At 34.4% G+C, this 17685-nt stretch carries 18 protein-coding genes; 10 read left to right on the top strand and 8 right to left on the bottom strand.

All coding sequences use genetic code 11. From position 1 onward, the window contains the following. Positions 1–69: 69 nt before the first annotated feature. Complete coding sequence (locus tag AB674_RS01090; protein ID WP_047773072.1) at positions 70–711, top strand: polysaccharide deacetylase family protein; 642 nt, start codon at positions 70–72, stop codon at positions 709–711. Positions 712–734: 23 nt separating this feature from the next. Here AB674_RS01090 and AB674_RS01085 read toward each other — a convergent pair whose 3' ends face one another. From AB674_RS01085 to AB674_RS01055, 7 genes are all read right to left on the bottom strand, one after another. Further along, on the bottom strand, positions 735–1037 hold the full coding sequence (locus tag AB674_RS01085; protein WP_047773070.1) for a thioredoxin family protein: 303 nt from the start codon (positions 1035–1037) through the stop codon (positions 735–737). A gap of 74 nt (positions 1038–1111) precedes the next feature. Continuing rightward, complete coding sequence (locus AB674_RS01080) at positions 1112–2347, bottom strand: metallophosphoesterase (protein WP_047773069.1); 1236 nt, start codon at positions 2345–2347, stop codon at positions 1112–1114. 194 nt (positions 2348–2541) lie between these two features. After that, positions 2542–2727: a hypothetical protein gene (locus AB674_RS01075; RefSeq protein ID WP_047773068.1), complete on the bottom strand. Its 186-nt coding sequence runs from the start codon at positions 2725–2727 to the stop codon at positions 2542–2544. A 105-nt stretch (positions 2728–2832) separates the two neighbouring features. Beyond that, the gene (locus AB674_RS01070; protein ID WP_240478055.1) at positions 2833–4170 is read right to left on the bottom strand and encodes a sensor histidine kinase; all 1338 of its coding nucleotides are present in this window, start codon (positions 4168–4170) and stop codon (positions 2833–2835) included. 12 nt (positions 4171–4182) lie between these two features. Then, on the bottom strand, positions 4183–4857 hold the full coding sequence (locus tag AB674_RS01065; protein ID WP_047773066.1) for a response regulator transcription factor: 675 nt from the start codon (positions 4855–4857) through the stop codon (positions 4183–4185). A 175-nt stretch (positions 4858–5032) separates the two neighbouring features. Then, positions 5033–5248 (bottom strand): hypothetical protein, encoded by a 216-nt coding sequence (locus AB674_RS01060; RefSeq protein WP_047773064.1) that lies wholly within the window; start codon positions 5246–5248, stop codon positions 5033–5035. A 169-nt stretch (positions 5249–5417) separates the two neighbouring features. Next, a complete protein-coding gene (locus AB674_RS01055) occupies positions 5418–6953 on the bottom strand; it encodes a DUF4394 domain-containing protein (protein WP_047773062.1) in 1536 nt (511 codons plus the stop codon). Positions 6954–7136: 183 nt separating this feature from the next. Here AB674_RS01055 and polA point away from each other — a divergent pair, with 183 nt between their 5' ends. The 4 genes from polA (at position 7137) to AB674_RS01040 (ending at position 12680) form a co-directional block, all read left to right on the top strand. Continuing rightward, positions 7137–9974, top strand: coding sequence for a DNA polymerase I (polA, locus tag AB674_RS01050; protein WP_047773061.1), 2838 nt, complete (start codon positions 7137–7139; stop codon positions 9972–9974). A gap of 284 nt (positions 9975–10258) precedes the next feature. Next, positions 10259–10426: a hypothetical protein gene (locus tag AB674_RS22725; RefSeq protein ID WP_165579338.1), complete on the top strand. Its 168-nt coding sequence runs from the start codon at positions 10259–10261 to the stop codon at positions 10424–10426. 57 nt (positions 10427–10483) lie between these two features. Further along, on the top strand, positions 10484–11677 hold the full coding sequence (locus AB674_RS01045) for a radical SAM protein (RefSeq protein WP_047773059.1): 1194 nt from the start codon (positions 10484–10486) through the stop codon (positions 11675–11677). Further along, entirely contained in the window at positions 11664–12680 is a 1017-nt protein-coding gene (locus AB674_RS01040) for an alpha/beta hydrolase (protein ID WP_047773058.1), read from the top strand. The genes AB674_RS01045 and AB674_RS01040 overlap by 14 nt, the downstream gene beginning before the upstream one ends. Positions 12681–12748: 68 nt before the next feature. Here the strand turns inward: AB674_RS01040 and AB674_RS01035 are convergent, their stop codons facing one another. Next, positions 12749–13774 carry a LacI family DNA-binding transcriptional regulator gene (locus AB674_RS01035; RefSeq protein ID WP_047773056.1) on the bottom strand — a complete coding sequence of 342 codons (1026 nt, stop codon included), beginning with the start codon at positions 13772–13774 and terminating at the stop codon, positions 12749–12751. A gap of 232 nt (positions 13775–14006) precedes the next feature. Here AB674_RS01035 and AB674_RS01030 point away from each other — a divergent pair, with 232 nt between their 5' ends. From AB674_RS01030 to rpsB, 5 genes are all read left to right on the top strand, one after another. After that, positions 14007–14756 carry a ferritin-like domain-containing protein gene (locus tag AB674_RS01030; protein ID WP_047773054.1) on the top strand — a complete coding sequence of 250 codons (750 nt, stop codon included), beginning with the start codon at positions 14007–14009 and terminating at the stop codon, positions 14754–14756. Between the two features lie 28 nt (positions 14757–14784). Then, on the top strand, positions 14785–15597 hold the full coding sequence (locus AB674_RS01025) for a ferritin-like domain-containing protein (protein WP_047773053.1): 813 nt from the start codon (positions 14785–14787) through the stop codon (positions 15595–15597). A gap of 197 nt (positions 15598–15794) precedes the next feature. After that, entirely contained in the window at positions 15795–16250 is a 456-nt protein-coding gene (gene rplM, locus AB674_RS01020) for a 50S ribosomal protein L13 (RefSeq protein WP_047773051.1), read from the top strand. Continuing rightward, positions 16250–16636, top strand: coding sequence for a 30S ribosomal protein S9 (rpsI, locus tag AB674_RS01015; protein WP_007808909.1), 387 nt, complete (start codon positions 16250–16252; stop codon positions 16634–16636). Before rplM ends, rpsI begins: the two co-directional genes overlap by 1 nt. 176 nt (positions 16637–16812) lie before the next feature. Continuing rightward, positions 16813–17607 carry a 30S ribosomal protein S2 gene (gene rpsB, locus AB674_RS01010; RefSeq protein ID WP_047773049.1) on the top strand — a complete coding sequence of 265 codons (795 nt, stop codon included), beginning with the start codon at positions 16813–16815 and terminating at the stop codon, positions 17605–17607. Positions 17608–17685 lie beyond the last annotated feature (78 nt).

Below are 17685 nucleotides of genomic sequence, written 5' to 3'. Positions count from 1 at the left end.
AAAAATGCAGTGCTGTTTGATAAATAGCACTGCATTTTTTAATTTTACATATCTCTAAATCATTTTACGATGAGCTTTTATTGGGTAAAAACAAATTCATTTATAAAAAGGGTATTTTCTAAATATTGCTGGGACATTCCCAACAACGAAAAGAAGATATACCTCACCTTTGACGACGGCCCTACTCCGGAGATTACGGATTGGGTTTTATCTGAATTGAAAAAGTTTGATGCCAAAGCCACTTTTTTCTGTATCGGAAAAAACATAAAAGCAAATTTGTCGCTATTTGAGAAATTGATCACAGAAGGACACTCCATTGGAAATCACACGATGAACCACGTAAACGGATGGAAAATTCACACGAATGATTATATCGAAAATGTTAAAAATTGCGCACACGTATTAGAAGAACAGGAAAAAACAGGTAGTCGTCTGCTTTTTCGTCCTCCTTACGGGAAAATCAAAAAAGCGCAATCTAAAATTCTACGCAAACTAGGCTACAAAATAGTAATGTGGGATGTTCTGAGTGCTGATTTTGACCGTTCTATTACTCCTCAAAAATGTTTGGAGAATGTTACGAAAAATGTAAAGTCAGGAAGTGTAATTGTATTTCATGACAGCATAAAGGCTTCACCGAATTTAAAATTCGCCTTGCCTAAAACCTTGCATTTTTTAAAAGAAAATGGATATACGTTTGATATTATTCACTAAATAACAGCAAACCGTGTGTAGTATTACATATCGAATTGTTCCTGCACAATACCAATGATAGTATTTGCATCAAGCTCACCTGACTGCCTCCAAATCATCTGACCTTCTTTATAGATCATCAAAGTCGGAAGTCCTTTTATACGAAGTGCCTCCGCCAGTTCCTGATTTTTATCTACATCAATTTTGATTACTTTGGCCTTATCACCAAGCGCAGCGGCAACATCCTTAATAACAGGATGCATAGAAACTGACGATTCATTCCAATCTGTGTAAAAATCGATTAACACAGGGACCTGAGCATTTATTAGTTCTCCAAATTTTGACATAAAACCAAAAATTTAATTTTTTTAAATCTACTAAAAAGAGATAAATATTTTACAAATGTAGCATTTTTACTTAACTAAGCGACATTGTTACCTTTTTTTAGTTCAATGACCGTTATTTCCGGCATGATACCCACTCTTCCGGGATAAGCGTGAAAACCAAAACCTCGGTTCACATAAACATACCTGCCTACCTCTTCATATAAGCCAGCCCATTGTTTATAAATGTACTGTGCTAAACTCCATTTAAAATATCCCGGTATTTCAATACCAAACTGCATGCCATGTGTATGACCTGACAGCGTTAAATGAAAGTTTTTCGGATGATTCTTTATTTCATATTCCCAATGGCTTGGATCATGACTCATCAGGACTTTAAAATCGTTTTGATCTACGTGCTGTGAAGCTCTGTTCAAATCGCCTGCTTTTTTAAAATTCTTTCCCCAATTCTCAACACCAACTAAAGCGATCCTATCCTCCCCTTTCTGAATAAAAGTGTGCTCATTCAGTAAAAGTTTAAATCCGATCTGGTTGTATAATTCTTTTATCGCATGAAAATTATCCTCCTTTTCTTTTTCGGAAGGCCAAGTCACGTACTCCCCGTAATCATGATTTCCTAAAACCGAAAATTTCCCGTATTTGTAACTTTTTATTTTATTAAAAGTCTCTAGCCACGGATGCATTTCTGTTGCATGGGTGTTCACAATATCACCTGTAAACAAAATCATATCTGCTTCCTGCTCATTGATCAGATCAACCGCGTAGCTGATTTTCTCAGGATTATCAAAACTTCCGCTGTGTACATCTGAAATCTGAGTGATCTTAAAACCATCAAAAGCCTCCGGAAGATCCGGAAAAAAGATCGTCTGTTTGATTACTTTATAATTGTACTTTCCTTCGAAAATTCCATAAATCAAAGACAGGAAAGGAACTGCTGCCAGCCCTAAACCAATCTGACTGATGAATTTTCGCCTCGAAGGAAGAATATTTGTCTCATTTGAATTTTCTACAAAATAGTTAACTGCTCCTGCACCTAATCTAAAAACGTCTTCTCCTAATAAAACCAACGTAATTACAATTTTAGGCACATAAATCAACAACATCAGGCCTGTTGTAAACATGAATTGCTTCGTTTGTCCAATGGAACGATCTACCTGCGAAAAAGAGTAAATGATAAAAATTAAAAGCAGTAAACTTATAATTTGATAACTAACCAAAACCCATCTTAATTTAATTAAAGTACGGATGGCTTGGTAAGAATAGAACTCAATAAATAAAAAAAGAGCGCAAAGAATTACAAAACGAATGATCATTAGTTATAGTTTTAAGCAAAGTAACAAAGAATGGATTTTTTATTGCTTTTTATTATCAAAAATTTAACTCAAATATAAATCAAAAGGCCGACAAATTTCTCTGTCAGCCTTTTAATCTACTTAAAATTTATCCCTATTAACCATTTCATAAACCAAACCAAAAGCCATGAAACTACAATAAAAACGACTTATTATTATTTCATTTCTGTTTTAGACGCTGCTGGTTTAGCTTCTGTTTTTTTCGCTTTTTTATCTGCTTTTTTGTCTTTTTTAGGCGCTTTTGCTTCTTTTACCGGAGCTGTTTGAGCTGGGGCTGTTTGAGCGTTTACCATTCCTACTGTTCCTAAAACTGCTACTGCTAAAATTGCTAATTTTCTCATGACTTTAAATTTATAGATTATTATTATTTGATTATTTATAGACCAAAGATATAATCACTAAATGAAGTTTAAATGAAGATTTGTAGTGTTAAAAAAAATTAACTTTTAATTAAGTTTTGCAGCCTCAGGCAGTAAAAGCTTAAAAGTTGTTCCGGTATTAATTTCTGAAACAACATCGATTTCTATATGATGAAAAGAAGCAATACTTTTTGCAATAGCAAGCCCCAACCCTTGCCCATCCTGATCTGAACTAATTCTGGCAAATCTGTTAAATACTTTTTCAATCTGAGAGGCATCCATACCAATACCGGAATCTTTGATAGAGATAAAATACTGCCCATTCAAAAATCCGTCGGAAACAATGATTTCTCCTTTTTCTTTATTGTATTTAATTGCGTTCGTAATTAAATTGTAGATCAGAATATGAATTAGGGTTTTATTGCCTTTAAAACTAAAATCATGCTGCATTTCATTCGAAAAATGAATCTCTTTGTCTTCAATTCTGTCTTGAAGATCTTCCTGCATATCATTTACAATTTCACCAAAATTAATTGCTTCGTCTGTTGCATACTGATTGTTTTCTATTCGGGAAATCAGCAACAGATTATTGATAATTTTTTTGAGCATATCTAAGGTTCTGAGCGAACCCGCAATTTTGTCAACCGCCAGATCATCTAAAGACTCATTCTGCAATAGGTTTTCGAACTTATTTTTGAGCAGCGCAATGGGCGTAAGTAACTCGTGGGAAACATTAGAAATAAATTGTTTTTCTTTTTTAAAAAGTTCCGCAATACGATCCATCATTTGATTCAGAACAAAATCAAGCTCTCTGAAATCACGCGATGTTGCTTTTATCGGTGTATGATCAAAAGCTTCGGGCTCATTGACCCGCCTGATTTTGGTATCTATAATTTTATAAAAAGGCTTCAATAAATATTCAATAAAAAAAGTATCCGCCAAAAAAGTAATTAAAAGAATGATCACAAACACAATAATAATAAAGAACCGGATGATAAAAGTAAGGTCTTTTATTTCGGCAAGACTGCTTCCTATCTCCAGTTTATAATTTTCATTGGCATAGGTAAAATGATGCTGTAGAATTCGATATTCATTTTCTTCGCCTTCGATCACCCTGTAAGCATTACTGAAAGTCGTTTTCTTTTGATGGGACTTCGTTGTGGTTCTTGAAAGTACCAGAAATTCGCTGTGCAAAGTTGAAAACTGCGAATATGTATCTGTGGTATCGCCCGTATTCTGAATAAAATTATTGATTTCTTCCTTGTCCAAATGATCCAGAAATTTTTTCTCTTTTTCGACTAAACTATTGTTGATATGTCTGTAAACTACTTTCTCGACCAAAATAGGCAACATTAACCACAAAATAAAGATCAGCAATAATCTTGACAGTGCGTTAAAAATAGCCAATTGGTGTTTTATTTTCAAAGTCGTTACTTTTTAAACATTAATTCGATATCCGACATTTCTAACGGTTTCAAACCAGCTAATATCGGTATGTTTGTCTAATTTTTTTCTAAGATTCCGAACATGGACATCAATAAAATTCGAGTCTGAATTTACCTCCAGTATATCTCCCCAAATGTGCTCCGTTAATTGCAATCTGGTAATGACCCGATTTTTATTCAAAACCAAATACTGAAAAATATCAAATTCTTTTTTGGTCAGATTGATCGGGATAGCGTCATAACTTACTTTATAATCCTGCAATTGTAGTGAAAAACCATGCACTACTAAATCATTTAAAGTAAAACCATGCATTCTCCTGATCACCGCATAAAGACGTGCACTCAGTTCTGTTAAAGCAAAAGGTTTGGTCAGATAATCATCGGCACCCAAATGCAAACCATTTATTCTGTCGTCTAATTCTCCACGAGCCGTAATGACGATAACTGCCATTTTGGATTTCGTTTTTCGCACCGCTGTCAGAATTTCGAAGCCATCTCCATCCGGTAAACCAAGATCCAACAACATGGCATCGTACTCATTACAGCCGATTTCCTCTAATGCATCCGCACAATTATGAACCACTTTACAGACATAACCGCCATTGCATAAAAAATCATAGACCTCTACGGCAAGTTCTTTATTATCCTCAACAATTAAAATATTCATAGTTCAAAGTTCTAAAAGCAACTAAATTTAAGCAATTATCAAAAAATTAGCTCCTTATTATTTAAAAAATTATTGAATAAAAAAAGCTGACAAATTTCTTCATCAGCTTTCTCCATAATTATCCTTTCTGTTTTGCCTCCCTTACAATCCTTAAAAAGCAAAACAAAAACAACTTTTATTTTTTCATGTTTGCTGTTTCTGATTTCGGAGCTTCTTTTTTAGTAGATTTCGCTTTTTTATCCGTTTTGTGTTTTGGATGTTTGGTTGCTTTTGTCTCTTTTGCCGGAGTTGCTTTAATTTCTTTAGCAGGTCCCACTTTTACAGGAGGAAAAGCATTTACCATTGCTGTTGTTCCTAAAATTGCTACGAGTAACATTAAAAAATTTCTCATGATTTCTATAATTTTGAATTAATAACCTTTTTAATTACAGATCAAATTTACTTCGAGAAAATGAAGAGAAAATGAAGAAACGAGACCACTAAAAAATTTTAACTTTAATTTATAAAAAAGCAGCTGAAATACTCCAGCCGCTTCTTCTATATCAATTTTCGCTATCCTTTTAAAAACCTAATCCTAAAGTCATTGAAGTGACGGCCGGAGAAAAATCAACCGTTTTTGTTGCAGCACCTGTTGTCAGGTTAATTTTGTAAATAGATTGCGTAGTACTAACCGTTAATATAGCAAACGCTTCACCGCTATTTCCTCCTATATCAAAACCATTCATTCCTGTAGTTGTTACCCCCAAAGCTCCCACTGGCACCAAAGTCCCATTATTTGGAGGGGTTTGTAGGTACAAATTATTATTTCCTGAATCAATTACAAACAACTGTGTCGAGGAAGCCTGTGCAAAATTATTGGTGTAAGCTGCTGCCGAAACAGAGGGTGTACCCGGATTCAGAAAACTATCTGTACCCACAACTGCTCCAGTGTCAGGATTCAAACGAAGATTTTGTCCCAAATTACTCACCAATCTTATTCGGTCTACGGTTGGATTAAAATCAAATCCGAAATTCTGTCCTGACAATATCGGCGATAATACGGAGCCGACAGCTGTTACCTGACCGTTTGAAGTATTAACCGTTAGCAACCTGTTTTGATTGGTCACCGCATAAAGAGCTCCGTTTGAAGGTCTGAAATCCAAACCTACTACTTCCTCACTACTATTCATCCCCATCAAAGCAACCGAATTGGAAGTTCCTGTAACGGGATTTAATCGGTATAAAGAATTTGTTGCGCTTGTTGCATAGGCAATAGGTTTCGATTTAAATGCAACTTCAACAATTTGTTGTGTAAAAGTGCCAACCCATACAGCCTCTCCATTCGTTAAATTAATCGTATAAAGCCTGGATTCATTGCTTTTATTGTTAACCGCGATTCCTAAATTAGAATCCGGCTGTATATCAAACCCTCCTGTTCCTGAAAAATCTACTTTTAAACTTCCTACTTCCTGAAGTTTCCCATCGTTTGGCGGATTCTGCAAGTATAATTTGTCAGTTGCATAATCAATATCAAATAATTGGGTTGTTGTACTTCCGGAGAAGCTATTCGTGTAAGCAATGGCATCAACCTGAGTGCTTGCAACTCCATTGAGATTTCCGTCTGTTGACACAACAGTTCCGAGTTCGGGGTGTAATCTCAGATTTTTTCCATTATTAGAAATCAGACGCACACGATCAACCGTTGGATTAAAATCTATAGAAGAGGACGTTCCTTCGATCGCGGGAGAAAAAGAAGCCGCCCCAAGGGGTGTCGCTAATCCCGAATTTTCATTTATACTATACAATCTGCTTGTAGACCCTAAACCATACAATTGTCCTGTTGCCGGTCTGTAATCAATACTCAGGATACTTTCGCCTGACTGCAATCCTGTTATCGTATAGGAACGAATGGGCATTTTTAAATCTTTAGCATTAAAATAAAAGACTTTATTATCATTGGACAAGGCAGTAAAATCTACCGGAGGTGCTGTACTAGGCATTGGTACAGGTTCTGGTTGCTGCACTGGAGTTCTATCGTCATCATTAGAACAGGCTCCAAAAAATGACATTAATCCCATCAATAAAAAGGATCTCGGCGTAAGTAAGGTATCTTTCATAATGTAGTGTTTTAATTAATTATCTACGACAAAAAAAAACTTTTGGTTTTCAAGGCTTTAAAGTTTCCGAAAACCAACAATCCTTCCTTCTACTATTTAGGATTAACAAATAACAAAGCAATTTCTAACTTAATATTATAGTGATATTCGTAACTTTGAAAATTGAATTGATAAATTGTACTTATGTCGTCACAAAAACGCCTTTTTTTACTTGATGCTTACGCTTTAATATTCCGTGGTTATTATGCCTTCATAAAAAACCCAAGAATCAACTCCAAAGGAATGGATACGTCCGCCATTATGGGCTTCATGAATTCTCTTTTGGATGTTATTAGAAGAGAAAAACCGGATCATCTGGCTGTTGCTTTCGATAAAGGAGGAAGTGCACTTCGTAACGAGATATTCCCCGAATACAAAGCCAATCGCGATGTAACACCGGAAGCTATAAAAATTGCAGTGCCTTATATCTGCGAATTACTAAAAGCCATGCACATTCCTATTATTGAAGTGGCAGGTTTTGAAGCCGATGACTTAATTGGAACGATTGCCAAACAAGCCGAAAAACAGAATTACAAAGTTTTTATGGTAACTCCCGATAAGGATTTTGCCCAATTGGTTTCTGAAAACATCTTCATGTACAAACCGGCCCGAATGGGTAATGGAATTGAAATTTGGGGTGTTCCGGAAGTTTTGGCAAAATTTGAAATCGAAAGACCGGAACAGGTAATTGATTTCCTTGGAATGATGGGCGATGCTGCCGATAATATCCCGGGACTTCCGGGTGTTGGTGAAGTAACGGCTAAAAAGTTTTTAAAAGAATTTGGTACAATGGAAAACCTTTTGGCTAATACCGACAAGCTGAAAGGAAAAATGAAAGAAAACATCGAGGCCAACAAAGAAAAGGGATTACTCTCTAAAACTTTAGCCACTATTTTATTGGACTGCCCGGTTACTTTTGACGAAAATGATTACGAGTTAACACGTCCCGATATCGAAAAAACTGATGCTATTTTTCAGGAATTAGAATTCCGAAGAATGGCGGAACAATTTGATAATTTGTTTAAAACAGGTGGAGCACAAACTACAGAGACAACTCCTGATGCCAAATTATACAAGAAAGCGCAACCTAAAAATGAAGACCAATTTGATCTTTTTGGAGCCGGTGATACCGCCGAAAATCCGGAAGCTGTAAGAACTTCTTTTTATACTACTTTAGAAAACACACCTCACTCCTATCAGGCTATTGAAGGCGATTTAGGTATTAAATTACTTTTACAAAATTTACAAAAACAGACTGCTGTTTGTTTTGACACCGAAACTACCGGTTTAGATGCTTTGCATGCGGAACTGGTTGGTATTTCGTTTTCTTATGAAAAAGGAAAAGGACTTTATGTTCCGTTTCCGGAAAACCAGGAAGAAGCAAAGGCTTTGATTACCAAATTTATTCCGTTTTTTGAAAATGAGAGTATTGAAAAAATCGGTCAGAATTTAAAATATGATTTAAAAATTCTTTCTAATTATGGTGTTACGGTAAAAGGAAAACTTTTTGACACGATGATTGCACACTATCTGATTAATCCGGATATGCGTCATAATATGGATATTCTAGCAGAAACGTATTTGAAATATTCCCCAAAACCAATTGAAGATTTAATTGGTAAAAAGGGTAAAAATCAAATCTCAATGCGTGATGTTGCTTTGGAAGACATCAAAGAATATGCTGCCGAGGACGCTGATGTAACCTTACAGTTGAAAGAAATCTTCACCACTGAATTAGACAAAACGGAAACCAAAAAACTGTTTGACGAAATCGAAATTCCGTTAGTAAGCGTTTTGGCTGCTATGGAAACAGAAGGTATTCGTCTTGATGTTGAGTTTTTAAAAGCAATGTCTAAAGAAATGGATGTTGAGATTAAAACTTTGGAGCAAAATATCTACGAAACTGCGGGCGAGAAATTCAATTTGGCTTCTCCAAAACAGTTGGGCGATATTTTGTTTGATAAAATGAAAATTGGCGGTGCCAAACAAAAGAAAACCAAAACAGGCCAGTACGCTACCGGTGAGGAAGTATTAACTTATTTAGCCAACGACAATCCAATTGTAAAAGAGATTCTGGATTGGCGTCAAATGGTAAAATTACAGAGTACTTATATTCTGGCTTTACCGGAACAAGTAGACAAAAAAACACAAAGAGTTCATACCGATTATATGCAGACTGTTGCTGCAACAGGCCGTTTGAGTTCTAATAATCCGAACTTACAGAATATCCCAATTCGTACCGAAAGAGGTCGTCAGATTCGTAAAGCATTTGTAGCCCGTGATGAAAACCACACTTTGATTTCTGCGGATTATTCTCAAATAGAATTGCGAATTATTGCCGCTCTGAGTGGTGAAGAAAACATGATCAAGGCCTTCCAAAACGGAGAAGACATTCACAAAGCAACAGCTGCTAAAGTTTTTGATGTTCCTTTGGATGAAGTGAGCCGCGAACAAAGAAGTAATGCAAAAACAGTAAACTTCGGAATTATCTACGGTGTTTCTGCTTTTGGATTGAGTAATCAGACTTCCCTATCCAGAAGCGAAAGTGCTGCTTTGATTGAAGCGTATTACAAAACATACCCAAAATTGAGATCGTACATTTCAGAGCAAATCGAGTTTGCACGTGAAAAAGGATACGTACAAACCATTTTAGGACGTCGTCGTTACTTAAAAGATATTAATTCTGCCAACGCTGTTGTAAGAAGCGCTGCAGAACGAAATGCCGTGAATGCTCCTATTCAGGGAAGTGCTGCGGATGTGATTAAAATTGCAATGATCAACATTCATAAAAAATTAAAAGAAGAAAGCTGGAAATCAAAAATGTTACTTCAGGTGCATGATGAGCTTGTGTTCGATGTTCACAATGACGAACTCGAAAAAATCCAGCCTATGATCAAACACGAAATGGAAAACGCTTTTATAATGGCGGTTCCGTTAGAAGTAGAATTAGGTTTGGGTAAAGATTGGTTGGAAGCACACTAAGATTATTGTAGATTTTAGATTGATGATTTTAGATTCATCAATTTAATAAAATATTAAAAACTCCATTTGCTAGTAGTAAATGGAGTTTTTTTTTGCTTTTTTTTAAAAATTGATTTTCACTTCGTTTTTTTAACAGTTAAAAAGATACAAATTATTGATATTTTTATTATTTTTGAAAATATTATCTTACAATATTACACATCACTCTTTAAAAGTATCTAGAATGTTGATGAAATTTAAAATCTGTTTTTAACATTAAAATTTAAAAAATTATGAGCCTAAAAATGAAAAAGTTTTTTTTTGACAAAAATGACAAATCAATTAATTTATTAGAAGTACTTGGAAAAAAGCAATTACGCATCATTACTGGTGGAGACGATCGAGGCAAAAAAACTTATTGGAGAGAAAGTGCCGGAAAAACTTACACTGAAAGTACTTATGTTAAAAATTAAATCTACAATTACTTAGCGGACGATATTGTCGTCCTCTTTTTTCATTAATAAAAAGATATGAAAACATCTAATTTGGTAATTAAAGTCGCTAGTCGCTGCAATTTAAATTGCTCATACTGTTACGTATACAATATGGGCGACCAAAGTTATAAATCACAGCCTAAATTTATGTCGCAAGAGGTAATAGAATCAATGCTAATAAAAATTAAGGAACACTGTATTGAAAACAACCAAAAGAGTTTTTTACTTATTTTTCATGGTGGAGAACCTTTATTAACAGGAATAGATTTTTACACCAATTTCATTGAAACTGAAAAAAGAATAATTCCTGAAAATATTAGGATTGATTACTCAATGCAATCTAATGGTGTATTAATAACAGAAGAGTGGGCAAAAATTTTAAAAGGGTTAAACATTCAAGTAGGCATAAGTTTAGATGGAACTCCAAACTCAAATAATAAAAACAGGGTTTACCATAACGAAAAAGGATCTTACAATGAAATTATCAGAGGCTTCAAAATAATAAGAAAAGTATATGGAAATCAAAACGCAAACTGTCTTTGTGTAATAGACACCGAAGAAAATCCAAGTGACGTCTATTCTCATTTTAAAAAATTAAAAGCTAATAATGTCCATTTTTTATTTCAAGATTATAATTATATCGAATCAAACCAAAATAATATTCCAAAAATTGGAGATTGGTTAGTAGAGATGTTTGATTTATGGTATAATGACACTGATAAAGTAAAACCCATTGTACGCCCTCTTACCGATCTTATTGGACTCATTTTAGGCAAGAATACAGGATCAGAAATATTTGGAAAAAGCGTAAATGAAACATTAGTAATAGAAACGGATGGTAGTATTGAAACGGTCGATACTTTGAAGATCTGTGGCGATGGGTTTACAAAAACAAAATTCAATATTCTAAAGGATGATTTAAGTCTTATTTTTAAAGAATCTGAACTTGCAAAATTATACTACAATAGTCATGATAATATATGTGAAACTTGCCAAAGCTGCCCAATTGAATCTGTATGCGGAGGAGGTTATTTAGGTCATCGATACTCTAAAGTAAATGGTTTTAACAACCCAAGTATCTATTGCAAAGAAATCATTAAAATAATATGTCATATTCAAAATGAAATTTTAAAAAAAATACCTCTTGAGATTATAAATCAATCGGGTATTGAATTTTTAAATTATGCGGAAATAATAAACCAATTTACAGATAACTATGAACCTGCTTAAATCTTCAGTTGTATTAGCCTTTTTTTTGCTTTTTTCTCAAACCTCTTTTTCCCAAAACAAGGAAGACTATTATTTAAAGAAAGCCGGTTATAGTAAAACTGTAATAACAACAAAAACCGACTCCATTTCTTTTTTAACTTCCATTAGTAACTCCATTTTACCAAAGGCTACGATTTTATTCATCCAAGGTTCAAATCCATTACCTATAATCTTCTATGATGACAAAAGAGTAAACTCAGCTATTCCTTTTGACGTTAAACCTTATCTTGAAAAATTTAATTTTGTAATAATTGCCAGAAAAGGAATTCCTTTAATAGGTTCTTACGAAAGAGATTCTAAAGGATATACAACTGAAAAAGGAAATATTCCCGATGATTACATTAAAAATGATAACCTAAATTATAGAGTTAATCAAGTCACAACCGTTATAGACTATTTATTTAAAAATAATAGCATTAAAAAAGACTCTCTCTTTGTTGTAGGCCATTCGGAAGGCTATCGTGTAGCAGCAAAAGTAGCGGCAAACAACACCAAAATATCCAAATTAGTTTGCATGTCTGCTGATCCATTTAATAGAATAACGGAATACATATTAAGAGAAAGAGTCCAGTGTTTTAAAAACAATGACGATTCGGAAAGTCAAATTAAAATTGACAAATTAACTAGTGAATATAAAAACATCGAAAAAGACAGTAAAGAATTTAAAGACGACATTGATTTTACCAATTGGGCAAGTTATAACAGAACTTTAAGTTATGAAAGCTTTAAAAAATTCAAGAATCCCATCCTGATAATTTATGGAACAAATGATATTGGATCGGCACACAATGATTTACTCCCTTTTTTACTCCCGAAAAAAAATATTAAAATTAAAGCTTATCCTGATTACGGTCATAATTTCGAAAAACAAGAATTTAATTTAAATAAAAAAGAAACCGAAAGTACTTATCACTGGGATGAAGTTTTCAAGGATATAAAAGCTTGGTTGCTCCAATCACAATAAAATTTTACTACCCCAAAATAGTACCAAGCAAAAAAAATCCATTCGATTTGAATGGATTTTTTTTTGAACTATACTTTGCGGGTTGATTCCCGTTCTTTTAATACTGTTTTGATTACGATGGTTTCATAATCTGACGTTTCTTCTTCGTTTTCTTCGAGTCTTTTGATTAACCTTTTGGCAGCCACTTCGCCAATTTCAATACCGTGTTGGCTTACTGTTGTCAAACTTGGTGATAAACGTCTTGAAGCTAAAATTCCATCTGCAAAACCAATAATCGAGATATCTTCCGGAACTCTGTATCCTTTTTTCAATCCTACGCGTAGAGCTGCAACGGAGTCATTTTCATCCAAAGCAAAAATTCCGTCAATTTTTTGTTCAAAAATAGCGTCAATTTTACTTTTCATATCCTCTTCAGAATCGGTTCTGAGGATGATTTTTTCGTTTATCGCAATGTTATTGTTTTCTAAAGCTTTCAAATAACCGTCAGCTCTTAATTTTCCAACACTTAAATTATCAACAGAAGAGATTAAGGCAATATTTTTACAACCTAAATTAATCAAATGTTGTGTCGAGTTTAAAGCAGAATCGTAATCGTCTACAACTACTTTATCACATTCTACACCTTCTGCAATTCGATCAAACATTACGATTGGCGTTCCATCATTTATAATTGCCGAAAAATGATTGTATTCCTGTAATTTTTGCGCTTCTTCTGAAACTGATAATATAAAACCATCGATGGTTCCGTTACTCAACATTTCCAGTGTATGAATTTCTTTTTCTAAAGATTCATTAGAAATACAGGTAATTACATTATATCCTTTTTTGTCTGCTACTTTTTCGATACCACTAAAAACCTTCGCAAAAAACGAGTTCAATATATTAGGTATAATAACTCCTATCGTTTTTGTTTTACGATTTTTCAAATTCAAACCAATCACATTTGGTTTGTAATTTTTCAATTTCGCGTATTCTTTAATCTTAATTTTTGTTTGCTCACTAATTTCAGGACTATCATTAAGCGCTTTAGAAACTGTTGATACAGAAACATTGAGTTCTTTTGCGATTTGTTTTAAAGTTGCTTTAGCTTTCATTCTATCATGTTTTATGGAATTAATACAAATATAGTAGAATTACTGAAATTACAACAAAAATCATCGCAGACTACATCAAAATCTTATCATGTTTTCCCTTATGTCTTAAGAGAATTATAAAAAAAATAAAAAATAAATCTAATTTCTAAAACTACTCTGTAAGAAAGCCCGTAAGTAACCTAATACGCAAAAATGCAATTCCTATTAATAACCATTTAAAAAAGTAATAATTATGAAAAACGAAGTACGAGTTCAAGAGGTAGACACTTCATTGAACAACAGAAGGAATTTTCTCAAACTAAGCGGACTAACTATTGCCAGTGCCGGATTACTTATGGCCGGATGTAGTGACAACAATGATAATGATGATCCTATAATAGATAATATGTTACCAGGAGTCAAAAACGGAAAATTCGATTTAGGAGCCGGAGATTTTGGCGTTCTGACCTACGCATATGCTTTAGAACAATTAGAGGCTGACTTTTATACCAAAGTGGTAAACGCTTCCAATTTCAACACCACCTTTAATGCTATAGAAAAACAAGTCCTTACCGACTTATATTACCACGAAGTAGTACACAGAGATTTCTTTAAAGCTGCTTTAACTGGTGGACTACCGGATCCGAGTTCTCAACTACTCCCTACATTAGCATTTAATTACGGTGCTTTAAACTTTAATAGTCGCAACGATGTTCTGGCTACAGCCAAAGCACTTGAAGATACCGGTGTAGCCGCATACAATGGGGCAGGAAAACTGATCAAAAATCCGGATTACTTATTGTTGGCCGGGAAAATTGTTTCTGTAGAAGCAAGACACGCCTCTGCCATCAGAAGTTTAATTAATCCGAATTCTAAAGATTTTGCCGGAGATGACATCATCAATATGACAACCGGATTGGATGACGCAAAAGATCCTTCAAAAATTTTAGCCATTGCAGGCGGATTTATCACAACTCAATTTACTGCTAAATATTTACCTTAATAATAACCCAATTTAAAAATTAGAAATTATGAATATATTAAAATTTATAGAGTCTTTTACCAATGAGGGTATTATGGCTAGCACAGGTTCAAGAAGAGACAGTTTTACACAATTTGGAAATCTTGGAAAAAATTTAGCATTTGCATCCATTCCATTCGGACTATCCGCATTGGCTAACAAAGCAATGGCAAAAGATATAACCCCTACTCCTGCAACACCAATCGGAGCGTTGCAGTTTGCATTAACTTTAGAATATCTTGAAAATGAATTTTATGCTATGGCATTAGATTCAGGAGTAATTCCCGCATCAGAAAATAGCGGTCGCGATTTGAAAGTATTTCAGCAAATTGCAGATCATGAAGCCGATCACGTAAAATTTCTAATTGCAGGTTTAGGTGGAACAATGAGTCCCAATTTTGTCCCTAAACCTACTTTTGACTTTACAGTTGGAGGCGCTTTTAATCCTTTTGGAGATTATCCGACCTTCTTAGCCTTAGCTCAGGCATTTGAAGATACGGGCGTAAGAGCCTATAAAGGACAGGCTGCAAATCTGATTTCTACACCTGATTTATTAACCGCAGCACTTCAAATCCACTCTGTTGAAGCACGACATGCGTCTGAAGTAAGACGACTGCGTGGTTTAAAAGGATGGATTTCTAATAGTGAAAGAGGTGCAGGAATGCCGGCCGCAACACAAGCTGTCTATGATGGCGAAGGCCTTACGATGCAGGCAGGATTTAATACATCAACCTTATTTGGTGCCGCAGCAGGATCTGAAGCTTATGACGAACCACTTACTACACAGCAAGTTGTAGATATAGCCAACCTCTTTATAGTATAATTTACTTTTTTATCTGCCTTACTTGAAACCATCTTTACGTACTTTTGTAAAGATGGTTTTTTTATTGTTTTAGATAAAAAAATAGCTCCTGAAAATCAGGAGTTAAAATAATCTTTTCAGGTATTTGGTTTTAAAATAATTAATTGTACTTTTGCATCCCCTTTATTGGGGATGGAATGTTTAATTAAAATAATATTATGGACGCATTAAGCTACAAAACAGTTTCAGCTAGCAAAGCCACTGTAACTAAAGAGTGGATTGTTGTTGACGCTGAGGGTCATAACTTAGGACGTCTTGCTTCAAAGGTTGCAATGATCTTAAGAGGTAAGTACAAACCAAGTTACACACCGCACGTTGACTGTGGAGATAACGTAATTGTTATCAACTCAGAAAAAATTAACCTTACAGGTACAAAAATGAATGACAAAATTTACATGCGTCATACAGGTTACCCAGGAGGACAAAGAACTTTAACTGCTAAAGTATTGCAATCTAAAAACCCTGCATTATTAGTAGAGAAAGCTGTAAAAGGAATGTTACCTAAGAACAAATTAGGAGCTGAACTTTTTAGAAATCTAAATGTTGTTGTAGGAGCTGAGCACAAACAAGGAGCTCAAAAACCTAGAACTGTTAACCTAAACGATCTTAAGTAATGGGAGTTATTCACAAAATCGGTAGAAGAAAAACCGCTGTTGCACGTGTATATGTTTCTGAAGGAACAGGAAAAATCACTGTAAACAAAAAAGAATTCGCAACTTACTTTCCAACGGCAACTTTACAATACAAAGTTTTACAACCAATGTCTATGACAGAAAATGTAAACAACTTTGATGTAAAAGTAAACGTTTACGGAGGTGGTTCAACTGGTCAGGCAGAAGCTGTAAGAATGGCATTAGCACGCGTTATGTGTGAAGTAAATGCTGAAAACAGAGCTATCCTTAAACCAGAAGGTTTATTAACAAGAGATCCAAGAATGGTTGAACGTAAGAAATTCGGTCAGAAGAAAGCTCGTAAGAGATTCCAATTCTCTAAACGTTAATATTACCTGTCTTGTTCATTTGGGACAAGACATGATCAATTATTTATTGAAATTAAAAAACACAGTTGTTGTTGCTCTCCTACCGAGGTAGGAAATAGTTTAGCATCTAAATGTATAAAGCCTGGGAAACCGCCATTTATGCATTGCTAATCAACAGAACGTAAACTAGTACAAAAATGGCAAACAAAATAGAAGTAAAAGACTTACTAGAAGCAGGTGTTCACTTCGGACACATGACTAGAAAATGGGATCCAAATATGGCTCCTTACATTTATATGGAGCGTAATGGTATTCACATTATCAATCTATATAAAACTGCAGCTAAAATTGAAGAAGCTAACGAAGCTTTGAAAAAAATCGCTGCATCAGGTAGAAAAATCTTATTCGTAGCTACCAAAAAACAAGCAAAAGACATCGTTGCTGAAAAAGCAAAAGCTGCAAACATGCCTTACATCACTGAAAGATGGCCTGGTGGAATGCTAACTAACTTTGTAACTATCAGAAAGGCAGTTAAAAAAATGTCTTCTATTGATAAAATGAAGAAAGACGGTACTTTCATGACACTTTCTAAGAAAGAGCGTTTACAAGTTGATCGTCTACGTGCTAAATTAGAGAAAAACTTAGGTTCAATCGCTGATATGTCTAGACTACCTGCAGCATTGTTCGTAGTAGATATCAAAGCAGAACATATCGCAATAAAAGAAGCACAAAAATTAAACATTCCAGTTTTCGCAATGGTTGATACGAATTCTGACCCAAGAGAGGTTGATTACGTTATTCCTGCAAATGATGATGCTTCTAAATCAATTGACAAAATTTTATCTTTAGTAACTGCTGCTGTAATCGACGGTCTTTCTGACAGAGGTTCTGACAAAGAAACTGAAGCTACAACAGAAGATGCTACTGCTGCACCTGCTGCTGTAGAAGCTGCGCCAGCTGTTGAAGCTGCTGCTCCTGCTACTGAAGAATAAATCAAATTTTAAATTCCAAATTTTAAATTCCAAAATCCAAATAAAAATTAAAAACATTATGTTGATAATTTAATAAAA

This window comes from Flavobacterium sp. ABG (genome assembly GCF_001027725.1).
Taxonomy (GTDB): Bacteria; Bacteroidota; Bacteroidia; order Flavobacteriales; family Flavobacteriaceae; genus Flavobacterium; species Flavobacterium cupriresistens.
The sequence above is the reverse complement of the archived record's forward strand: the minus strand, read 5'-3'. Positions and strand labels throughout refer to the sequence as shown.